This window comes from Microbulbifer litoralis (assembly GCF_023634065.1).
Taxonomy (GTDB): Bacteria; Pseudomonadota; Gammaproteobacteria; order Pseudomonadales; family Cellvibrionaceae; genus Microbulbifer; species Microbulbifer litoralis.
Genome location: NZ_JALKCV010000006.1, coordinates 85,283 through 107,045, shown reverse-complemented (window position 1 = coordinate 107,045; position 21,763 = coordinate 85,283). Strand labels below are relative to the sequence as shown.

The 21,763-nt window shown below is 61.6% G+C and carries 14 protein-coding genes and 1 tRNA gene; 7 read left to right on the top strand and 8 right to left on the bottom strand.

What is annotated here, in order from left to right; genetic code table 11:
• Positions 1-9: 9 nt before the first annotated feature.
• The 3 genes from MWN76_RS11135 to MWN76_RS11125 form a co-directional block, all read right to left on the bottom strand.
• Complete coding sequence (locus tag MWN76_RS11135; RefSeq protein ID WP_250461492.1) at positions 10-2,604, bottom strand: fibronectin type III domain-containing protein; 2,595 nt, start codon at positions 2,602-2,604, stop codon at positions 10-12.
• Between the two features lie 174 nt (positions 2,605-2,778).
• Positions 2,779-3,774 carry an alpha/beta hydrolase gene (locus MWN76_RS11130; protein ID WP_250461491.1) on the bottom strand — a complete coding sequence of 332 codons (996 nt, stop codon included), beginning with the start codon at positions 3,772-3,774 and terminating at the stop codon, positions 2,779-2,781.
• 262 nt (positions 3,775-4,036) lie between these two features.
• Positions 4,037-7,705: a pectate lyase family protein gene (locus tag MWN76_RS11125; protein WP_250461490.1), complete on the bottom strand. Its 3,669-nt coding sequence runs from the start codon at positions 7,703-7,705 to the stop codon at positions 4,037-4,039.
• A gap of 434 nt (positions 7,706-8,139) precedes the next feature.
• Here MWN76_RS11125 and MWN76_RS11120 point away from each other — a divergent pair, with 434 nt between their 5' ends.
• Both MWN76_RS11120 and betB read left to right on the top strand, forming a co-directional pair.
• The gene (locus MWN76_RS11120) at positions 8,140-8,676 is read left to right on the top strand and encodes a Dps family protein (RefSeq protein WP_250461489.1); all 537 of its coding nucleotides are present in this window, start codon (positions 8,140-8,142) and stop codon (positions 8,674-8,676) included.
• Positions 8,677-8,741: 65 nt separating this feature from the next.
• A complete protein-coding gene (gene betB, locus MWN76_RS11115) occupies positions 8,742-10,205 on the top strand; it encodes a betaine-aldehyde dehydrogenase (RefSeq protein ID WP_250461488.1) in 1,464 nt (487 codons plus the stop codon).
• Between the two features lie 115 nt (positions 10,206-10,320).
• On the opposite strand, the gene betA is transcribed toward betB, so the two are convergent.
• Both betA and betT read right to left on the bottom strand, forming a co-directional pair.
• Positions 10,321-12,018, bottom strand: coding sequence for a choline dehydrogenase (betA, locus tag MWN76_RS11110; protein ID WP_250461487.1), 1,698 nt, complete (start codon positions 12,016-12,018; stop codon positions 10,321-10,323).
• The gene (betT, locus tag MWN76_RS11105) at positions 12,018-14,081 is read right to left on the bottom strand and encodes a choline BCCT transporter BetT (protein ID WP_250461486.1); all 2,064 of its coding nucleotides are present in this window, start codon (positions 14,079-14,081) and stop codon (positions 12,018-12,020) included. Before betT ends, betA begins: the two co-directional genes overlap by 1 nt.
• A gap of 247 nt (positions 14,082-14,328) precedes the next feature.
• Between betT and MWN76_RS11100 the strand changes: the two genes are divergently transcribed.
• Positions 14,329-14,535, top strand: coding sequence for a DUF2061 domain-containing protein (locus MWN76_RS11100; protein ID WP_250461485.1), 207 nt, complete (start codon positions 14,329-14,331; stop codon positions 14,533-14,535).
• A gap of 19 nt (positions 14,536-14,554) precedes the next feature.
• On the opposite strand, the gene MWN76_RS11095 is transcribed toward MWN76_RS11100, so the two are convergent.
• Together MWN76_RS11095 and MWN76_RS11090 are read right to left on the bottom strand one after the other, a co-directional pair.
• Complete coding sequence (locus tag MWN76_RS11095; protein ID WP_250461484.1) at positions 14,555-15,496, bottom strand: ADP-ribosylglycohydrolase family protein; 942 nt, start codon at positions 15,494-15,496, stop codon at positions 14,555-14,557.
• 143 nt (positions 15,497-15,639) lie between these two features.
• Positions 15,640-16,368 (bottom strand): NrtR DNA-binding winged helix domain-containing protein, encoded by a 729-nt coding sequence (locus tag MWN76_RS11090; protein WP_250461483.1) that lies wholly within the window; start codon positions 16,366-16,368, stop codon positions 15,640-15,642.
• A 110-nt stretch (positions 16,369-16,478) separates the two neighbouring features.
• Here MWN76_RS11090 and MWN76_RS11085 point away from each other — a divergent pair, with 110 nt between their 5' ends.
• From MWN76_RS11085 to MWN76_RS11070, 4 genes are all read left to right on the top strand, one after another.
• Positions 16,479-17,537, top strand: coding sequence for a bifunctional nicotinamide-nucleotide adenylyltransferase/Nudix hydroxylase (locus MWN76_RS11085; protein ID WP_250461482.1), 1,059 nt, complete (start codon positions 16,479-16,481; stop codon positions 17,535-17,537).
• A 50-nt stretch (positions 17,538-17,587) separates the two neighbouring features.
• Positions 17,588-18,673, top strand: coding sequence for a hypothetical protein (locus MWN76_RS11080; RefSeq protein WP_250461481.1), 1,086 nt, complete (start codon positions 17,588-17,590; stop codon positions 18,671-18,673).
• A gap of 4 nt (positions 18,674-18,677) precedes the next feature.
• Entirely contained in the window at positions 18,678-19,769 is a 1,092-nt protein-coding gene (locus MWN76_RS11075; RefSeq protein WP_250461480.1) for a TRM11 family SAM-dependent methyltransferase, read from the top strand.
• A 233-nt stretch (positions 19,770-20,002) separates the two neighbouring features.
• Complete coding sequence (locus MWN76_RS11070) at positions 20,003-21,379, top strand: nicotinate phosphoribosyltransferase (RefSeq protein ID WP_250461479.1); 1,377 nt, start codon at positions 20,003-20,005, stop codon at positions 21,377-21,379.
• Positions 21,380-21,656: 277 nt separating this feature from the next.
• Here the strand turns inward: MWN76_RS11070 and MWN76_RS11065 are convergent.
• Positions 21,657-21,733, bottom strand: a tRNA-Ile gene (locus MWN76_RS11065).
• Between the last annotated feature and the right edge of the window lie 30 nt (positions 21,734-21,763).

Sequence of the window (21,763 nt, the reverse complement as noted above, 5' to 3'; positions counted from 1 at the left end):
GTAGCGTTTTTATTCAACGGAAATACTGTCGAATGTGAATGTCGCCTGGTCTCCGGGGGCTGCAAACAGGCCGACATGCCAGGTATCACCAATGGGGTTTCCATTCTCGTTTTCGAGGCTGCCGGATTTCAGTTGCCTGAATTCATCGCCGTCGACAGATGATTCCAGTGTGTACGCGTTGCCGGTGCGGGTTATGCGGAGGTAGTCGCCCAGGCCGTGATCATCACTGGAGCGGGATCGTCCCTCATCCGCGCCCACGTCGGTCTTGACGGTTCTCGACCCCTGATAACCCTCTTCCAGCGTGAAGTGACCAATCGCCAGCCAGCGACCGAGAAATCCATAGTTACTGCCGACGGAGTCGATATTCTCCATCGCCATGATGCCGTAGCGGTAGGCGTTGTTATCGATTTTCCCGGGCGCTGTGGGGAGCGCCACTGAGTCGAGTCGGGCGGTGAAGGTGAAATCACCGGTGACCGTGCGATTGAAGAAATAGATCCGGTGGCTGTCGGATGACAGGTTGCCGCCGGCGGCTTCAAAGGTCACGGTATCGCCGGCGATGTCGACAATACTGCCGCTGGCTTCGGTGCCCGAGTCACCGGCGAGATCCAGGGCCTGTCCGGTCCAGGGATTGGAGGTGTAGGCGCCCAGCTCGCCGATTCCTTCGGGAAGCTCGCCCACCAGGTCTTCCGGTGTCAGGCCGGAGAGTACCGGGTCGTCGCTCCAGACAATCCAGTCGACATTGGCATAGTAGGCGTTGCCTCCACTGCCATCGCCGATACGGAGCCGGCTGGAGCTACTGCCACTGTCGTCGCCCTCGCCGCCGGCGGTAATGTCCGGGTCAAACAGTGCCGTGATGTCTTCGCCGTCCATGTAGACTTTGACGGATACATCGCTGGGGTTATTCAGGGTAAGGGTTACGTGGTAGACGTGGAACCCATCGTCGAGCGGCACATCCGCATCGATGTCGTCTCCGGCAAGGAAGTCTTCCAGCTGGATACGGCCCTGGCCGTCGGGGTGATCGCCGTCATCCGGGCGGAGGAGAACTTTCACCCTGCGACCGTCCGCTTCACCGAAAGAGGTTTCTATTTCGAACCCGCGGGGGTCCTTCAACGGTGTGTCGATACGGGCCAGCCAGGTGAATGTTTTCGGATAGGTGGCGGCAGACAGGACGCCGCTCAAGTCACCGGTGACGCTGTCACTGATCTCCCTGCTGTCCAGTGTCATCACGCCCTGGTCGCTGACACTGAAGAATGGCTCTTCTTCATCACTGAATTCGAAGTTGGCGGGCGAACTGCCGTTGACGACTACTGCGCCGGATTCGCCGGGGTGAGTACAGCCGTCGTACACATTCCACGTAATCATGTTGCCGGGCGATGGATCGACCTGCGCCGTCGGTACACAGTTGGCACCCACGGGCGCCTGTGGGGTGTCGCTGGCAGGCGCACTCCAATCACCCGGGCCGACATTGTTGACGCCGCGAACCCAGACAAAATACTCGGTGCCGTTTTCCAGCTCAGTCAGCGTGTGCGCGTTCTCTTCCAGCCCACTGACCAGCGTCGCCGTGGCGATATCGGCACTGGTGCCATAGGCCAGGTCGTAGCTGGACGCGTTCAGTGTGCTGTCCCAGCTCACAAGCATGTTTGTGTCCCCGCCCCGGGTGGACGGTGCTGCCAGTTGATCCGGCACCGATGCCGGTTGGAAGGGCGTACAGGCCGGCAGTTCCGCCTGGCCGTTGTCACTCTGCCGCTCGATCAGCAGGTCATCGATAATGGCTGTGCCACCGCTGGAGACACGAAACTGCAGGAACGACTTTTCGGTGCCCACCTGCGCGGTCTTCAAGTCAACGGCCTCGCCACCTTCCTCCAGGTAGATTTCGCCGGGTACGTTGATTTCCACGCGCTGGCCGGGAATCAGGGACGCAGTCTCGACATTGAAGATCCGCGACCCCAGGGCGCCGCCGCCGTGGATGGAATCGGCCTCCGAGGTGGTATTGTTGTTCACATACATTTGGGTCATGGACCCGGAGCCAGCGGCAGATGTAACGCAGAAGGAAATACGGTAGGGCCCGGACAGGTCCAGTTCACCCCAACCGCTGCCGCCATCGTCTCCCGGGGTGGAATCTTTCTTCGGATCTGTCCGGCTGCTGTCGGCCAGGTCCGACAGGGTCTGGCCGATGCTGATACGCGCATCACTCACCAGTAGAGACGGATCGCCAGCGTCACTGACGATGCCCAGGCGCTCGGTGTGGTTCACGGTGATTTCTGCGTTGGGATTGTCGCCATCGAAGAAGCAACAGGTGGGGTAGTAGAAGGCCGGGTAGGTGTCGTCTTCGTTATCGGTGGCCAGGGCTTTGTAGCCTGGACTGAAGAAATCGATGGTGTCGCTCTGGTCAAAGCTGGTGTATTCGCCGAAGGTTTCCAGAATGGGTAGAGGTGTATTGGTAATGCCACTCTCTTCTGGAGGTGTTACCACAACCGGCGGTGGATCGGGCAGCTCCGCGATATCCCCCTCCCCTCCAGATGTGTCCGTACCTCCGCTACAGGCGGTCAGGCCCCCCATTACACAAAGCGCGAGCGCGGACCGGGTCCAGCGTAAAGCTTTCATTCCGTCACCTCTTCTCTCATTGTCCATCGTTATTGTTATGAGCCTGGGTACCACTGAGGCCCAGTTTCTAATACTTATTGGTTAGGCAATCTAACAATATTGGTTAGGCACATACAACCTGTTTAGACAATTGGTAAAGGAGATTTATAAAAATCAGGTGCGTTCGGCGGCTTTTTATCGGCTGGTGACAGTAGTTGGTTTACTTGTACCAGTTTTGTCGGTGACGGCTCGGTGTGTTGTCGCGGCCAGAAACTCGTCCAATTGCTCTACCACCTGCCCGAACCAGGGTTCGAACAGCCAGAAGCTGTGCGGCGCGCCCGTGTAGTGATGGTGCCGGAAAGGTATGCCCAGTGCGCCGGCCTGGGCCTCGACGTTTTCAATGCCGGCGGAGAAGCGCGGGTTGTCGCCGCTGAGTGCCAGCAGTGGTGGGGATTGCCTGTCCAGGTAGTTTAGCGGCGAGGCCCGGCGCCAGGTCTGTGGAATTTTCTCGAAGCGGCCGCCGAGGAAGCGGCTGGCCGAGGTCTGCGCGCGGGAGGGATCGTTTTCGTAGCGCAGCGCCAGTGGGGTGGTGAAATCCCACAGGCCATCGATATTGACGATGGCGCTGGTGTCGCCGTCCCTGAGGCCGGTGAGGGCGGCCAACTGGCCGCCGGCGGAGCTGCCGCCGATCGCCAGGCGATCCGGGTCCAGGCCGTATTCCGCGGCGTGGTTTCGGAGCCAGTGCAGGGCGGCGCGCAGGTCTTCTACTTGAGCCGGGAACTGTGCCTCGGCGGAGAGGCGATAGTCGGCGGTGGCGGTCATGTAACCGCGCGCGGCCAGGGCCTGGGCCAGTGGCGCCAGCAGTGAGCGGTGACCGGACCCCCAGCCGCCGCCGTGCACCAGCAGCAGGCCGGGGCGCGGTGCGCTCGCGCCTTCCGGTGCGAAAATGTCCAGCTGCAGTGAGTGACCGTTCGATTCCCGGTAGGTGAGTGCCGGCCAGCGGCGCACGCCTTCGATCGGCTCCAGTCGCACCGGCACTATATCGGGGTATCGGGTTTTCAGTTTTTCGTGGGTGCTGTCCAGGGTGTAGCCGGCCGCGTGCAGATCGCTGCCGGCGAGGAGTAAAAGCGGAGTGAGAAGGGCGAGGCCGATAGCCCAACTCCTTTGTGTGTTCTTTTTGGCTGGGTGCATTGATGTTTCCTCGACAATGAGGGGCCGGCTCTGGCGCTCCGGTTGTTCCATCGGCTCCCATTCCGACAGGGGGCGGGTTGTCACTGCAGGCCGATATTCTTGTATGGCAATTTGGCCAATTGCTTCCGGAGCATAACGCCGGCTTCTTGGTAAGTCCAATTTGGACTGTCCAATAAGATGGACTGTCTTTCCAATGCCGGCAACAAAAAAGGGCGCCCCGTTGGGGCGCCCGAAGCATTGACCAAGAGACGTCAGTCGGGGGTTACTGGCAGGGCACTTCTCCCAGGCCGATGACATAGGCCTGGTCGTATCCCAGTGGCGAGTTGAAGGGGATTTCCCCGTATTTACCCGCGGTGGCGATCACGTAGTCCGCCATATCCTGGCTGACCGGTACCTGCTGCGCGGCGATCACATCGCGGGAATACTGCGAGTAGTCCTGGCTCAGGTCGCCGACGGAACCGGAGGCATCCGCCACGTCGAAGTACAGCGAGGCGTCCAGGTTGCAGGCGCTGTCGGAGAACCACAGGCGCGAACCGTCGTCGCGGAAATTGCCGCCGTCCACATCGCGGGTCAGCTGTTCCCAGCGTTCCTCCAGTGCCGTGTAGCGATCGTCTTTCTCCTGGAAGTCGCCGTTGATCAACATCATGTTGTCTTCCCACAACACGCTGGCTCCGACGCGGACACTGAGAATGTCCTTGCGATAGTTCATGAAGAAATTATTGAACATATGCGAGGTGCCGCGGCGGATCAGCGGCACGCGCCGCAGTGTATTGCCGAGGCTGTCGTAGTGAGTGTCGGTGGTGATGAACGCGTTGTGGTGCATGGTGGTGGTGATCTGCGCGTTGATTTCGCGGCTGTCACTGGAGCCGTGCAGCGTCGCGCGTTTCACATCCACCAGGCGGTTGAAGGACATGGTGACATCGTAGGCCCCCACTTTCACATCGAACGCCGAATCGCCGGTGGTATCGAAAGTGTTCTTGTGAATCCATACATCGTGGGAGGCGCCGGTCACCCGCAGCATGTCCGGATCCAGGCCGTGGTCCTCGGTGTGGCCGGCCCCGCGGAAATCCAGGTGGGTGATGATCACACTGTCCGCGGTCTGGGTCGGTTGGCCGGAGCTGTCCTTGCCGATGGCGAAGCCGTTGAAGCGGAAGTAACCATTGCTCAGGCGGCCGTCCAGCGTGGTGTGGGAACCGATCACGGTGTTGCGGATCGGCAGATCCTTGTCGTTCAGGCGGTTGTTGAAGAACTCGTCCATGCAGCCGTCGCCGGAGTAGCCGTTGTCCGCGCACCACTGGCGATAATCGATACACTGGGCCTCGGTACCGCCGATCGCGCTCTGCACGTCCGCATCGCCGCAGTGATTGCGGTGCATGGAGATTTCGCTTTCATTGGCGAAATCGAATTTGTCGAACACGATCCAGTTGTGTTCGTCGCCGCTCACTGCGTCCAGGATCTGCTGTTCGACCGAAGTGCCGCCGTTTTTGGTGATCACCGTCAGCGTGCTATTGCCGTCCGGGTCGTAGCCGCCCATGGCATTTTCGCCATAGCCGACCGCGCGGCCCAGGGTTTTGAACAGGCACTCGACGATTTCCTGGTCGGTATCCAGCTCGGCCGAATCGCGCCAGTTGACGTTCGGGTCGGTGGCCAGGATATAGCAGGCATTGCTGACGTCGGGGGACGGGAAGGCGCCACCGGAACTGCTGCCGCCGGAGGAGGAACCGGAGCCGCCGCCGGAAGAGCTGGAACTGCTGCTGGAACTGGAGGAGCTGCCGGAAGAGCCGCCGGAGCTGCTGCCGGTACCGCCGGAAGAGGAACTGCTGGACGAGCTGGAAGAGCCGCCGCCGTCACCGCCGTTACAGTCGCCGGCGAGCGGGTCGATCCCGGTCACCGCCAGCCGGTCGATATTTGCCAGGCCGGAACTGCCGGACGCTTCCAGGCGGATGGTGTTTTCGCCGGCCGCCAGTGCGACGACGATACCGGCGCTGTCGGTGTAGCTGGTCCAGTCACCGCTGTCCGCCATGGTGACCGAGGCGTCGCTGTTGCCGTTGACGATCACCGAGGCACTGCGATCGCCGGAACCGTTGGCAAAGCGCCACTGCAGTGTATAGATACCGGCTTCCGGTACGGATACCGACCACTCCACCGCGGTGCCGCTCTCGTTGTCGGTATTGGCGTAACCGCTGCCACTGAAGCCGCTGTGCTCACTCTCGATGGCACCGTCCACGGAACAGAAGCCCGCGCTGTTTTCCTCCAGCACCAGGGTCGACTGGGTACCGCTGCCGCCGCTGGATGACGAAGAGCTGGAACTGCTGGAGGAGGAACTGGAGCTGCTGCTGGACGAAGAGCTGCTCGAGGAGGAACCGCTGCCGGTCGCATTGTAGATTTCGAACTCGGCAATCTGTGGCGCGCTGGCTGCGCTGTCGATCATCAGGTCGATCTTGTCCATGCTGACATCGCCGAGGTAGACCTGCATGGCGGAGCCGATACCGGTACCGGAGGCCAGCTCCCCGCCGTTGTCGTGGTTCACCAGGCGCCAGTTCTGTACCGCACTGCCGATCTCGCGAATGATCACGGTATTGAAACTGCCGCCGAAATTCTTCGCGGAAATGCGCTCGCCGCTGGAAGCATCCGGCTGCCAGTAGCTGGAGGTATCGCCGTCGACCGCGTTGCCGTAGCTGCTGCCGTCTGCCTTGCTGCTGCCGTCCGCATCGCCGGACAGCGCCAGGTTCGCACCCAGCTCGCCGGGCTCACCGCCGGAACCGCCGCTGGAGGAAGAGCTGCTGCTGGAGGAGGAACTGGAGCTGCTGGAAGAGCTGGAACTGCTCGAGGAACTGCTGGACGAGCCGCCCTGGCTCTGGCAGTTGCCGTCGGATTCCAGCAGGCCGGTATTGGCGCCGGCGGTGGCCACCACTATCTGCGGCACACAGCCGGCGTCGTCCAGTGTGTAGCTGTACGGAATGCTGATGGAGGTGGTGGAAACCGGGTTGGGACCGGCCGGGTGGTTCTCGTCGTCATCGGCGGTCCAGGTGATGTTGGACCAGATATTGCCGCTGACTTCCCAGTAGCCCATGTCGTCGGTGTAGAAGGTGCCGAGGGGGTCCTTGGAATTCTCGAAGTAGTTGTTCTCCGCCTTCATGCGGCCGCCGATGCGCGGGTTCATGCCCGATTTCACCAACCCGACATAGTGGTTGTTGAAGGCGTGCGCGGTGGCGGCGCGCAGCAGTGGCGTGCGGGAATCGATATTCTCGTAGAGGTTGTGGTGGAAGGTTACCGGGCCATTGTCGGTATCGCCATCGCTGGAACCGACCAGGCCGCCGCGACCGGAATTGCGCAGGATGCTGTAGGACAGGGTCACGTACTTGGTAGTGGCCTTCATATCGAAGAGCGCATCGTAACCGTCGTCCTCACCGCCGGAGGCCTCCAGGGTCAGGTGGTCCGCCCACACATTGTAGACGTCGCTCTCCATGCCGACGGCGTCACCGCCGTTGGAGGTGGGCGAACCGGATTTTTTCACGTTGCGCACGTGCAGGTTCTGCAAAATGATGTTCGATGCACTGCGCAGGTGGATACCCAGTTCATCGAACAGGGCGCCGCTGCCGACACCGATGATCGAGACGTTGCTGACTTCCTTGATCTCGATCTTGTCGTCGGCAGTGTTGCAGCTGTCGCCGGAGACCTTGCTGGTGTTGCCGTGATTGATGGTGCCCTCCACCTGGATAATGATGGGGGTGTCGCTGGATGCGCGGTTGCACAGCGCCGCGTGAATTTCCGTTCCGGTGGTGGCATAGACCACGTTGCCGCCGGCACCGCCGGTGGTGCCGCCATTCAGTGTGGCGTAGCCTACCGGCTGCGCCGACGCCCAGGCGGGCATCAACAGGCTGCCCAGCAATGCGCCGAGCATCACCGGTATTCTGCTTGTCGTTTTCATCTGACTTTCCGTATTTATCGTTTATTAGTGGAAAGATGATCAGTGCGTCGGCTGGCCCGGATTGCGTATGGACGCAGCCGGCCAATCATCATCGCTGAACTGCTGTCCCGCAGCCCGATAGCTTGTGGGGGGCGGGCCTTTTGGTCTGCCTTTGTCACCAATTGGCAATACCAAAAGTGATTCAGAGGTTAGTCAGGTTATATTTTTTTGTAAAGCCTGTTGCCGGGCATTCCTCTGCGGCGGGACCCGGTGTGCGGCCTGGGCGTGGACTGGGTCTCGTTTACGCGTGCTTTTACGCGCCCCGAAGAACCGCTGGTCCATATTGGTAGCGTGTCCCCGATGGCGCGTCGGGCAACCTCTGTCTAATCTGCATAGTGTGGCGCGCGTTTCCGCCCGCCAGTGAGCGGCTTCCGCTGTAACCAGAGAGGACTACCATGAGCAAGACCGCAAAGTCAGAGGTGCGCAGCAGAGAGCGCGCGCGTATCAATACCCCCACCGACCTGGGCGACCGCGCGCGTGAGGATATCTCCGGAGCGGTGAATGCGCTGCTGGCGGATACCTTTTCCCTGTATTTGAAAACCAAGAATTTCCATTGGCATGTGAGTGGACCCCACTTCCGCGACTATCACCGGCTGTTCGACGAGCAGGCTGCGGAAATCCTGTCGATGACGGATGACCTGGCGGAACGGGTGCGCCGTCTCGGTGGCTCGACACTGAGGTCCATCGGGCATATTTCCCGCCTGCAGCGCTCGTCCGATAACGACGCGGAATATGTGGATCCACAGGATATGCTGGCGGAGTTGCGCGAGGATAACCAGAGCCTGCTCGCCCGCATGCGCGAAGCCCACGACCTGTGCGACGAGCACCGGGACGTGGCCACGGCTTCCATCCTCGAAGAATTTATCAACGATGCCGAGAAGCGCGCCTGGTTCCTGTTTGAAGCCAGCCGCAGCGGCGGCACCATGCACTGAACAGACTGCTGCAATCACAGTAACACCCGCCTTTTCCCGAGGCGGGCCTGCACCGGGAGAATGCCATGGCCCAGCTGGACGATCGCCTGCTCTGGATCGGCGGACAGTATGTCGCCGCCGAGGGAGAGGCCTTTTTCGACACCATCAACCCGGCCACCGGGGAGGTGATCTGTCGGGTGGCCAAGGCCAGTGCCAACGATGTGGACAAGGCGGTGGCCGCGGCGGAAATCGGGCAGGCCGAGTGGGCAGCCATGAGTGGCGCCGAGCGCGGACGCGTACTGACGCGCACGGCGCAACTGCTGCGCCAATACTGCGATGAGGTGGCGCGGCTCGAATCCCTTGATGGCGGCAAGCCGATTGCGGAAACCCCGGAAGCGGACGTCGGCTCGGCTGCCGACTGCCTGGAATTCTTCGGCGGCCAGGCGGCCTCCCTGCAGGGAGAGTACCAGCCGGTTCCCGATGGCTTTTTCTACACGCGCCCGGAGCCGCTGGGTGTCTGTGCCGGCATCGGCGCGTGGAATTACCCGGTACAGATCGCCGCCTGGAAGTCCGCCCCGGCGCTGGCGGCGGGCAATGCGATGATTTTCAAGCCGGCGGAGCTGACCCCGCTCACGGCGCTGCGGCTGGCGGAGCTGTTCAAGGAGGCGGGCCTGCCGGACGGTGTTTTCAATGTGGTGCAGGGCTTTGCCGAAACCGGTCAGGCGCTGACGGCGCACCCCCGCATTGCCAAGATTTCCCTGACCGGCGAAGTCGGCACCGGCAAGGCGGTAATGCGCGCAGCGGCCGATACCCTGAAATCCGTGACCCTGGAGCTGGGCGGCAAGTCGCCGTTGATCGTATTTGACGACGCCGACCTGGACAACGCCGTGGGGGCGGCGATGCTCGGCAACTTCTATACCCAGGGCCAGATCTGTACCAATAGTACCCGGGTTTTTGTACACGAAGACGTACGCGAGCAGTTCACCGACAGGCTGGTGGCGCGGGTGAAAAAACTGAAGCTCGGCGATCCGCTGGACCCGGACACCGATGTGGGGCCGATGGTGAGCGCCGAGCATATGCAGGGTGTGTTGGGCTACCTGGAAAAAGGCAAACAGGAAGGGGGCAGGGTACTGGTCGGTGGCGAGCGGGCAGAAGTGCCGGGTTTCGAAAACGGCAATTTTGTCCAGCCGACGGTATTCGACGGTCTCAAGGACGATATGACCATCGTGCGCGAGGAGATTTTCGGTCCGGTACTGTCACTGCTCAGCTTCAGTGAAGAGAGGGAGGTACTGAAGCGGGCCAACAATACGGAATTCGGCCTCGCCGGCGGTGTCTTTACCCGCGATGTTCAGCGCGCCCACCGCGTGGCGGACCAGCTCGATGCGGGCATTGTGTGGATCAACCACTACAACATCACGCCGGTGGAAATGCCGTTTGGCGGTTTCAAGCAGTCCGGCATCGGCAAGGAAAACAGTCGCCGGGCGTTCGAGCACTACACGCGGCTGAAAACCGTCTATGTGGCGCAGGGGGATGTGGAGTCTCCCTATTGAATGTAGAACACATGGTGCAGCCTACAGAGGTGGGGGAACAAGCAGAGGCGGGAGAACAAGGTAGATAGATTGTAGGGGCGAGCCTTGGTTCGCCCACCCCGGCAGCGGCGGCAAATTACTCCAGCGGCTTTTCCGGTTTCCCTCCCCGCTGGGTGTTTTCCCACTCTTCCGCTACGCCTACCTTTGCGCTTGAGGGGGCCAGCATTTTTTTGCCCAGCACGTGATCCGCCCCTTTCTCTCCGATCATGATGGTGGGTGCATTCAGGTTGCCGTTGGTGGCCGTGGGCATGATGGAGGAGTCGATTACCCGCAGGTTTTCCACCCCGTGCACGCGGCATTCCGGATCCACCACCGCCATGTCGTCGGTGCCCATGCGGCAGCTGCCACAGGGGTGGTAGGCGGTCTCGCAGGATTCCGCCAGCCAGTTGTCGATCTCGTCGTCACTCTGCACATCCGGTCCCGGTGATATCTCCGCGCCGCGGTAGGGATCCATGGCGGCCTGGGCAAAAATCTCGCGGGTAAAATGCAGGCCCGCGCGGAACGCGCGCTTGTCCTCTTCGTGTGCCAGGTAGTTGAACACCATTTCCGGCGCATCTTCCGGGTCGGCGGACTTCAGTTTCACCCAGCCGCGACTGAGCGGTTTGTTGGCGCCCAGGTGCGCCTGGAAACCATGGCCCTTGACGGCACTGGAACCGTCGTAGGCGATGGCACCGGCCAGGAAGTGATACTGGATATCCGGATATCTCAGCCCGGCGCGGCTGCGGATATAGCCGTTGGACTCGAACTGGTTGGAGGCGCCCAGGCCGCGTTTGAACAGCAGCCAGTTGATACCGATCCAGGCTTTCCCCAGCGGCCCCAGCCAGCCATTCAGGGTGATTTTTTGCGTGCACTCCTGTTGCACCCAGCACTCCAGGTGATCGTGCAGGTTCTGGCCCACTCCGGGCAGGTTATGCACCACCTGGATGCCGCGTGCCTGCAGGTGTTCCGCCGGGCCGATACCGGACAGCATCAGCAACTTGGGCGAGTTAAAGGCGCTGGCCGACAGGATCACCTCCTTGTTGGCCCTGGCGCGGAAGGTTTTGCCATGCTGCCGATACTCGACGCCCACGGCTTTTTTGCCTTCCATGATCACACGCGTGGTCAGCGCGTGCATTTTCAGATCCAGGTTCTGACGCAGGTGCGCGGGTTTCAGGTAGGCCAGGGCGGTGGAACAGCGCACGCCGTCGCGCACCGTCATATCCATACGCCCGAAGCCCTCCTGGCGGAAGCCGTTGTAGTCCTCGGTGTAACCGTAGCCCGCCTGTTTACCGGCCTCGATAAAGGCGCGGTAGAGCGGGTTTTTCATATTGTTGCCGTTGCAGGTCGTGGTCGGTCCATCGGCTCCGCGGTAGTCGTCGCCGCCGTAGACACAGTTTTCCGAGCGCCGGAAATAGGGCAGTACATCGGCGTAGCCCCAGCCGGTTGCGCCGTGCTCCACCCACTCATCGAAGTCGCCGGCACAACCGCGCACATAGGCCATGCCATTGATCGATGAAGAGCCGCCGATTACTTTGCCGCGGGCCTGGTGAATGCGCCGTCCGTGCAGGCCCGGTTCCGGCTCGGTATGAAAACCCCAATCGTACTTCGGCATATTCAACGGAATGGAAAACGCGGATGGCATCTTGATAAAGATGGAGTTATCGCGGCCGCCAAATTCCAGCAACAGCACATTGTACTTGGTGTCGTCGGTCAGGCGGTGGGCCAGCACCGCACCGGCGGAACCGGCGCCGACGATGATGTAATCGTAGGTCTGGTCGAACTGTTCCGTGCTCATCAGCTTGCTCCCGGTTGCCCCTCTTCACCCGGCGTGCGCGAGCTCAGTTCGCGCCGCATATGCAGGTACTGCAGGTGCGCCTCAAAGTGGTCGACGATATCGCCGATGACCTGCTCGCGGCTATAGCCCATCAGGTCGTAGGTGAGGCCGCCCTCGCGCAGGTGCGGTTCCAGCCGGTAGTAACTGGAGCGGGGTTTCTCTGCCAGCAGTGTGAACGCGGGCATGCTGCACTGGCGCGGCCAGACCTGGTAGCTGAAGTCCACTTCGCCGCCCAGGTCGACGTCCAGCGACAGGTGCAACTGGTCGCCGCTGTCACCGTTGATCTGCACCGGGTAACCCCCTTCCTCGAGCTTCTTGCGGACATCTTCGAACGCGGGCCGCACCGTGCGCTCGATAAACTGCTCAACCTGCTTGAAGGTCGGGAAGCTGATCGCGCGGGACAGCCGTCGCGTCCAGTTGCTGGCGCCCTCGCGGGACATGCGGCCGGACAAGTGGCCGGACAGGGCATCCTGCATACTGGCCGTTTTCAGGCCCTCCAGGCGCAGCGCGCGCAACATGCTCAGCATCATCAGGATCAACACGAAAGTGAACGGCAGCCCCATGATCACCACGGCGCCCTGCAGGGCCGACAGGCCGCCGGTCATCAACAGCGCCACGGTGATCACGCCGATGATGGCCGCCCAGACGATACGCATCCACGGCGGCGCATCGTGGTTCGGGTCGTCGATACGGCAGGTCAGGTTGGAAAGTACCAGTGAGCCGGAGTCGCCGGAGGTCACGAAGAAGACGATGGACAGGATGGTGACCACAATGGTGGTCATCCAGGTCCAGGGCATCTGCTCGAGGAATTTGTAGATGGCCGAGCCGGGGTTCTGCACCGCCGCCTGGCCGAATTCCACCGCTCCCCCCATCACCATGTCGATGGCGGAATTGCCCATGATCCCCATCCATGCAGCCATGAAGGTAAACGGCAGGATCAGCGTGCCGGTGACAAACGAACGGATGGTGCGGCCGCGGGAAATCCGCGCGAGGAACATTCCCACGAACGGCCCCCAGGCAATCCACCAGGCCCAGAAAAACAGCGTCCAGGCATTCAGCCAGTCGGTGGGGGGATCGAACGGATAGGTGTTGAATGAGAGCTGGATAAAGTTCTGCAGGTAGTCGCCCAGGTTGGTGACAAAGGCATCGAGCAGGAAACGCGTCTTGCCAGTGACCAGCACGAACAGCATCAGTAGCACCGCCAGCAGCATATTGAATTCCGACAGCCGCCGGATGCCGCGCTCCACACCGGTAGCGGCGGATATCGCCGAGAAGACCACGATAAATATCGCCAGTATCGCCTGGGTCAGGGTGCCTTCCGGTACCCCGAACATATATTTGAGGCCGAAGTTCAGCTGGATGATGCCGATGCCGAGGCTGGTGGCCACACCGAAAACCGTACCCAGCACCGCGGCGATATCCACTGCGTTGCCGAGCGAGCCGTTGATGCGTTTGCCGAACAGTGCATACAGCGAGGAGCGGATCGTCAGTGGCAGGCCGTGGCGGTAGCTGAAGAAAGCCAGGGCCATGCCCACCAGTGTATAGACCCCCCAGCCGGACAGGCCCCAGTGCAGGAAGGTCAGCTCCATCGCGTGGCGCGCCGCCTCCACGGAGCCGCCCTCGCCGACCGGTGGCGCCATGAACTGTGTCAGCGGTTCGACGATACAGTAGAAAATGAGATCGATACCGATACCGGCACTGAACAGCATCGCGGCCCAGGTGACCACGTTGAACTCCGGTTCCGCGTGGTCCGGGCCGAGCTTGATATCGCCGTATTTGGAGATCGCGACCACGATCACGAAGACCAGGTAGGCGACCACGGCCAGGAAATAGAACCAGCCGAAACCCGACGAGATCCAGGCCAGTACGCTGTTGATCAGGCTGCCGGCCGCATCGGTGAAAAACATCGCCCAGAGTGAAAACAGCGCAATACCAATAATCGAGCCGTAGAACACCAGGGGCTTGATCCGGGCCTCTTCCTCCGATGCCTTGGAAGAGCCTGCCGATGACTTGGATTCGTGCATCCTGCACTCCTGAGATCCGGTTGGGGCTGAAATGGGCGAATTCTGGTTCTGGTTCCAATCAGAATAGACAAGAGTTGTTCTGCGCCCCCGTCAGGCATCATGCGGGGTGACCCAAAAGTCAGGAGCGTGGCGAACGAAGGCGGGGATTGATTGCGTCAGGCTATGGGAGTAAAGAGTTTATTTAATTTCTGAAAATGAGAATTGTTCGCAATAATTGCCCGTAACTTCCAACAGGGCAGGACGTATCATGCTCAAGACAATCAGCTTTGCCATCGTCCATATGACGGTCGCCTTCGGTGTCGGTTTCGTGATGACCGGCGATATCCTGGTCGGCAGCGCCCTCGCGCTGGTGGAACCGCTGTGTAACACCGTGGCCTTTTACTTCCACGAGAAGGTGTGGAAGCGGCTGGAACGTCGCCGCCCCAGTGGCCGCGATGCTGCGATCCCAGCCTGACAAGCGGCGCGCCTTATCCTTATCCTTTTGGCGCCACTTCGGTGGAACCGGGCTGGCCGGCGGTGGCGCGCTGGTAAAGTCGGCTCGCCAGTGTCTCGATATCCTCGCGCATGGCCAGCTTTTCCAGCCAGCGGGCAGGGATGGCCGCGGCGCCGTAGAAGGCGCCCGCCAGTTGGCCGCAAATCGCCGCGGTGGTGTCGGCATCGTCGCCGAGGTTGGCCGCGGCCAATACCGCTTCCGGGTAGGATCCGGTATTGAAGAAGCACCAGAGTGCGGCTTCCAGTGACTCGACGCAGTAACCGGAGCCACGGAGGTCAGAAGAGGGCTTTTCGGTAAAGCCGCCCGCGGCGAGTTGCCTGATACTGTCTTGCCGCCATTCGCCGGAAATCCCGCTCAACAGGGCCGCTTTCCGGTGCCCGCTCAGGGCGCGGTGAATCAGTTGGGCAAAGAGCTGGCAGCTTTCGATGGCTTCGCCGGCGCCGTGTGTGGTGCGCGAGCTGTCCGCGGCCAGAGTCTGCAGTTCGCCGGGTGAGGTATGGGCGAACAGCACCACGGGTGCGAGCCGCATCAGGGAGCCATTGCCGGCAGTCCGGGGATCGCGGGAGCCGGAATAGGGATCGCCGGTTTCCCGGAATCGGGTCAGCGCGGCCCTGACGGTATTGCCGATATCGAAACAGGTGCCGGTGGCACTGAAGTAACCCCAGTGCCACCAGTTGAGGTAGCGGGTCATCTGGTCGGCCGGATCGAAGGTCCCTTTCTCGACGAGGCTCTCTGCCAGGCAGAGCGCCATGGAGGTGTCATCCGTCCACTGCCCGGGTTTCAACCTGAAGGGGCCGCCGCCGACCATGTCGGTGATGGGGCGGAAGCTGCCCCTGGGGGCAAACTCCAGCGTCGTGCCAACCGCATCGCCGCAGGCGAGGCCCAGCAGGGCGCCGGCGAACCTGTCTTTCAGTGTGTCCATGTGTTGTTCTCCCTTGTGTGATCACGGGGGGCTGTAATAACTCAAGTTTCGGACTCGAGAAATCTTGAAAACTGGCACGCCACCCGGCGCCCCAATCCGAACCCGGAAACTTGAGTAATAACGGTGGGACACGGTGATACGGCTCAACCGAAAACCCGTGTAAACAGATATTGCCCAGAATTTTTCGCCGGGCGGTAGAGCACGGTGGGGCGGCCGCGCCCCCCTTCCGGTACCCCTTCGCCGGCCTCCTCCAGTACCCCGGCATTGAGAATGCGCCGCCTGAACGATTTCTTTTCCAGCGTGGCATCCATCAACAGTTCAAAGGCCCGTTGAAGCTGCGTCAGTGAGAACGGCTGCCTGAGTACATGCACCGGCAGAACCGTGTAGGCGGTTTTGCTTTTCAGCCGTTCGCGCGCCAGGTCGACCAGCTCCGCGTGATCGAAAGCCAGCCGCAGCTTGCCGACTTCGTCAATCGGCCACCAGCGGGCATCCGTGACGCTGTCGATAAACTCTGCCGTGGGCGCGTGTGGAACCAGGGCCATGTAGAGCGCGGTGACCGACCAGCCCCGGGGATCCCTCTGCGCGTTGCCGACCGTGCCGACCTGTTCCAGCAGTGGCACATCGACACCGGTTTTCTGTCGCAGCTTGCGTTGGGCAGTGTCATGCAGCTCGGCGTCTGCCTGCAGATCGATAAATCCGCCGGGCAGGGCCCAACGCCCCTTGTGCGGATGCTCGCCGCGCTCCACCAGCAGGACCTGCAGGGTCGATTCATGCAGTGTGAACAATGCAATATCCACCGTCACCAGCGGGCTGTCGTAATCCTTCGGGTCGTATTGCTTCAGGAACCGGGCTTCGGTGATTTCTCGACTCATGGCGGCTTGCTATATAGTGGCTGTTAGCCAATAATAGGCCCGGCAGCCATCCGGCGCAACCGGACGCGGGACAGACCCGCCAACCCCACTCACGGCAAGGAGCTTGCTGTATGCAACGCGAATTCGATTTCGCGGTCTTTATCGGCCGCTTCCAACCCTTTCACTCCGGGCACCTGCAGGTCGTGCGGACCGGCCTGGAAAAGGCCGACCGGCTGATCCTGCTGATCGGCTCCTCCTGGCAAGCGCGCAATCCCCGCAACCCCTGGTTCCATCGGGAGCGGGAACAGATGGTGCGGGCCTGCCTCTCCGCGGAAGACAACCGGCGGCTGTTGTGCCTGCCATTGATGGATGTGCCGTATAACGATGAAGCCTGGGTGCGCAATGTGCAGTCGACCGTATCGGGCATGGTTACCGCCCACCACACCACGCCCCACCGCAAGCCGAGGATCGCATTGATCGGCCACCGCAAGGATCACACCGGGTTTTACCTGAACCTGTTTCCACAATGGGAAAGTGTCGGGGTGGAGAACCACAGAGAAATCAGTGCGACGCCGATCAGGGAGCGCTACTTCACGGAAGAGCCGGAAACGGTGCTGCAGACCATGGTGGCAGCGGAGGCCCTGCCCCGGCCGGTGGCGGATTACCTGGACGCTTTCAGGAACGATGATCCCGGTTTCGTTCAGGTGCGGGACGAAATCGCATTCGTCAGCAAATACCGCGAGGCCTGGAGCCATGCGCCTTATGCGCCCACGTTCGTGACGGTGGACGCGGTGGTGGTGCAGTCCGGCCATGTGCTGATGGTGGAGAGGCGGGCCAGTCCCGGCAAGGGGCTGTGGGCCCTGCCCGGCGGATTTGTGGACCAGGGAGAGCGATTGCTCGATGCCTGCCTGCGCGAACTGCGCGAGGAAACCCGTGTGAAAGTCCCCGCGCCGGTGCTGAAGGGCTCCATCCGCCGCCAGGCCGTCTACGACGATCCCTACCGTTCCGCACGCGGTCGCACCATCACCCATGCGTTCTACATGGAGCTGGCGCCGAATGCGGACCTGCCGAAAGTGAAAGGGGGAGACGACGCCCGGCAGGCACGCTGGGTGCCGCTGGCGGAACTGAACCCCGGCATGTTGTTTGAGGATCACTATTTCATCATCCAGGACATCCTCGGCCTGGTGTAGTCACATTGTTGTGGGCTGCCGGCCGTTAACGGCTGGCGGCAGGGAGTCCTATGGATCTGGAAAGCGCCGTCAGCCGTTATTGGGATGCGGTACAGACCGTTGTGCTGCGCGAACCGCAGGGGGAGCCGTCGCGCTGGCGCCGGCACACGATTGGCGGCAGGTCGTGGCAGGTGGTTCAGCCCGTCACCTTTACACCCTATGCATCGGTGCGGCCCTGTTCCGGCCGTTGCCGTTTCTGCTCCGAAAACCTGCGGGAAAAAGGCGCGGGCCGGCACGCCAGCCTGCTTCGCCCCGCCGGCAGTTATTTCCTGCAACTGCAGCGGGCGCTGGATGAACTGCGCGGCCTGCCGTTGTCCTACTCCCTGTCCGGGCTGGAAATGACAGACGACCGCAGCTGGTTTCTGCAGCTACTGCAGACACTGGCAACCCATACGCGTGGTAATCCGGTGGAGAACCGGGTGCTGTACAGCAACGCGTCCGGGCTGCTGGCTCTCGGGAGCGACCCTCTCTTGAAGCGGGCCATGGCGGACTTCGGCTTCAGCTGGATCGAACTGTCGCGGCATCACCATGACGAATACACGAACCAGGAAATCATGCGCTTCCGCTCCTCCAGCCTCGCCGCCGACAACGGGGCATTCGCCAGCTGTGTCGACCACCTCAACGACATTACCGAAACCAGGCTGGTCTGTATCGTCCAGGCCGGCGGTGTGGACAGCCTGGGTGAGATGTTGCGCTATCTGGCCTGGGCGCGTTCGCTGGGGGTGAAGCATGTCATTTTTCGCGAGCTGTCGGCGCTGGATCGCCGCTACCGGGCAAATGCCACCTTTCGCTATATCGATGCCGCGCGGGTCTCCGTCGCGCACCTGATGCTGGAATTCCTGGAGCGGAAGGGCGCTGCGCGGCCGGAACTGAAACAGTCCACCCGTGGCTACTATTTTTCGAATCTGGTGGTCGAGGACAGCGGGCTGCGCATCACGTTCGAGGCCTCGGACTACACCGTATTGCACGAAAAGCACGATTCCGGACGTGTCTTCAAACTGGTTTTCCATGCCAATGGCAACCTGTGCGCAGACTGGAACCCGGAACGGCATATTCTGTTCTCAGCCGCCGGGGAGGGACCTGATCGTGGCGAATAGCTGGATGCATCTTCATTCCAGGGCGGCGGCATATACCCTGCCGTCGGCCCTGGCCGAGGCTGACCCTTTCGGGGCCCGGGATTGTGGCTGGGTCGAACAGATGCGGCCCTATATCCGCGAGTTCACCAAACCCGGGGACCGGGTGCTGGACCCTTTTGCCGGGTTTGGCTCCACCCTGGTCGCCGCCTCTCTGGAGGGGCGCCGGGGCGTGGGGATCGAAATTGAAGAGAACCGCCACCGCCTTGCTCGCGAGCGCCTGGACGCACTGGGTATGGAGCGGGCGACCCTGCTGCTGGGCGACAGTGAGGCACTGGCCGCAACCCTCGAGCCGGTGGATCTGGTGCTGACCAGCATGCCGTATTTCGGCTGCGGCTTTGAAAGTGAGTGTGACGACCAGCTCTACCGGGCGGGCAACTATGGCGCCTATCTGGAAAAAGTCCGCACCACATTCATCGCATTGAAGACTGCTCTCAGGCCCGGTGGCTATCTCATAGTTGCGGTCGAAAACATTCGCCTCGGTGAACAGTTTATTCCGCAGGCGTGGGATGTGGCCAAACTGATGATGGCGCGGTTTGATTTTGTCGAAGACAGAATCATCGTGTACGACAGACTCGATGACGAGGCGGCATCGCCGTTGAGCAATCGCGCCCATGAATATGTGTTGATTGCCCGGCACGGACCCAAGCCCTGCGATCTCGAAGCATCGCTGGTGACAGCGCGGGAGCTGCAGCGTGCTTTCCCGCAGATACTGGTGATCGGCAGTTTCGCCCGCTGGCTGGCGGGCGCGAGTGTGGAACCCTCCGATGTGGACCTGTTGCTGCCGTACGATCCGGAGCTGATCGATAGCGTGGTGCGCTGGCTCGAAGCGGATAAATTCCAGGTTACCCGCTGGGGCGCGCCGGTTTCCGCAGGGATGGCGGCGGTTGCCAGTGGGGGCGCACAGTATTTTCGCGCCGAGCGGCTGGACAGCGACGGCAGCCGGGTATCGGTGGATGTCGGCTTCTCCGCGTCGCCGGCGATTTATTCCGACCTGGCTGCCAGTGCCTGCCGGGTGAACGGCATACGCTGTGTGACTGACAGCGTCGATCTGGGTTGATCCCGGTCGCGCGGCGATCGCGCATCCGCCCGCCCGCGCGGTGCTTCCCCTACCGGCCTTGCCCGGTTACTGAACCCCGGATTTCGGGCATCAAAAAGTTGTTGACGATATAGTGGCTTTGGGCCAATATATGTTCACCGGGACGGCGGCAAGCGCCGGAGCGGGGCAGCGGATCGCTGCGAACAGTGCTGGATAGACCGGCGCCGACAATTACCGACAGGAGGAACTCCGTCATGCGCAACCTGGTTCTCAATACCGATTCCTACAAAATGTCCCACTTCGCCCAGTACCCGCAGGGCGCCGAATATGTTTCCAGCTACATTGAATCCCGTGGGGGCGTTTACCCCGAGACCGTTTTCTTCGGTCTGCAGGCATTCCTCAAGGCTTACCTGAGCCGCCCGATCAGCCGCGCGGATATCGATGAGGCCGAGGCCGTCTGCGGGGCGCACGGGGTGCCGTTCAACCGGGAGGGCTGGGAGTATATTCTCAACGAGTACCAAGGTTATCTGCCGCTCGAGATTGAAGCCGCGCCCGAAGGCACTGTCCTGCCGACCGGGAATGTCATGGTGCAGGTGATCAACACCGACCCGAAATGCGCCTGGCTGACCAGCTATATCGAAACCGCACTGCTGAGGGCCGTGTGGTATCCCACCACGGTGGCCACGGTTTCCCGCGCCTGCCGCAATATCATTGCCCGCTATATGGAAGAGACGGCGGACAATCTCGAGGGATTGCCGTTCAAGCTCCACGACTTCGGCGCCCGCGGTGCCAGCGCCGAGGAGGCCGCCGCACTGGGCGGGGCTGCGCACCTGGTGAACTTCATGGGAACCGACACCCTGTCCGGCATCATGGCTGCACGCCGTTACTACAGCGCCGACATGGCCGGCTTCTCAATCCCCGCGGCCGAGCACAGCACGATTACCAGCTGGGGCCGCGATGGCGAGGCCGCCGCCTACGCCAACATGATCCAGCAGTTCGGCGGCGAAGGTTGCCCGGTGGCTGTGGTCAGCGATTCCTATGATTTCTGGAATGCCATCGACAACCTCTGGGGCGGGGAACTCCGGGAGCAGGTACAGCAGTTCGGCGGAACCCTGGTGGTGCGCCCGGACTCCGGCGAGCCCACCGAAATTGTCCCGGAAGCCATCGAGCGCCTGATGACCCGCTTCGGCTATGAAACCAACACCAGGGGCTACCGCGTCCTGCCCACCTGTATCCGCCTGATCCAGGGCGACGGCATCTGTGCCCGCTCCATCGAAGCCATTCTCGAGGCGATGAAAAAACGGGGGTTGAGTGCCGACAACGTGACGTTCGGCATGGGCGGCGAGCTGCTGCAGAAGATCAACCGCGACACCCAGAAGTTTGCCATGAAAGCCTCGGCAATCCGTATCGACGGCGAATGGCGCGACATCTACAAGGATCCCGCTACCGACCCCGGCAAACGCTCCAAGCGCGGCCGCCTGGCACTTGTCGAGGGGCCACAGGGTTACCGGACTGTACGCGAAGACGAACTGGGTGACCGGCGCAATGCCCTGGTGAAAGTGTTCCGCAACGGCGAACTGCTGGTGGACTGGGATTTTGATGCGGTGCGGGAGCGGGCGGCAAACCGCTGATACAGTGGAGGGCGGCTAGAGATGCCAGCACCATGCCGTTCAAGTTGCGGAGTGGATCGATAGCCGTAGCCCGGATGCAGCGCAGCGGAATCCGGGACAGGGTTCGGCCCGGCACCACAACCCCGGATTCCGACGCTGCGCGTCTCCATCCAGGCTACGCCCTGCCAATGACTGTGAACCCTGAAACTTGAGTTATGTACTTCCGTTGACAGTTTTTTGCGCGGATTAAGTACGGGTGGAAAGCGCAGTGAGGTACATGCTTTGGAGAATAAGAAAATGGTGGGCCCTCCGGGACTTGAACCCAGGACCTGCCGATTATGAGTCGGATGCTCTAACCAACTGAGCTAAGGGCCCCCAAAGACAGGCGCCTGCGGGAGGCCGCAG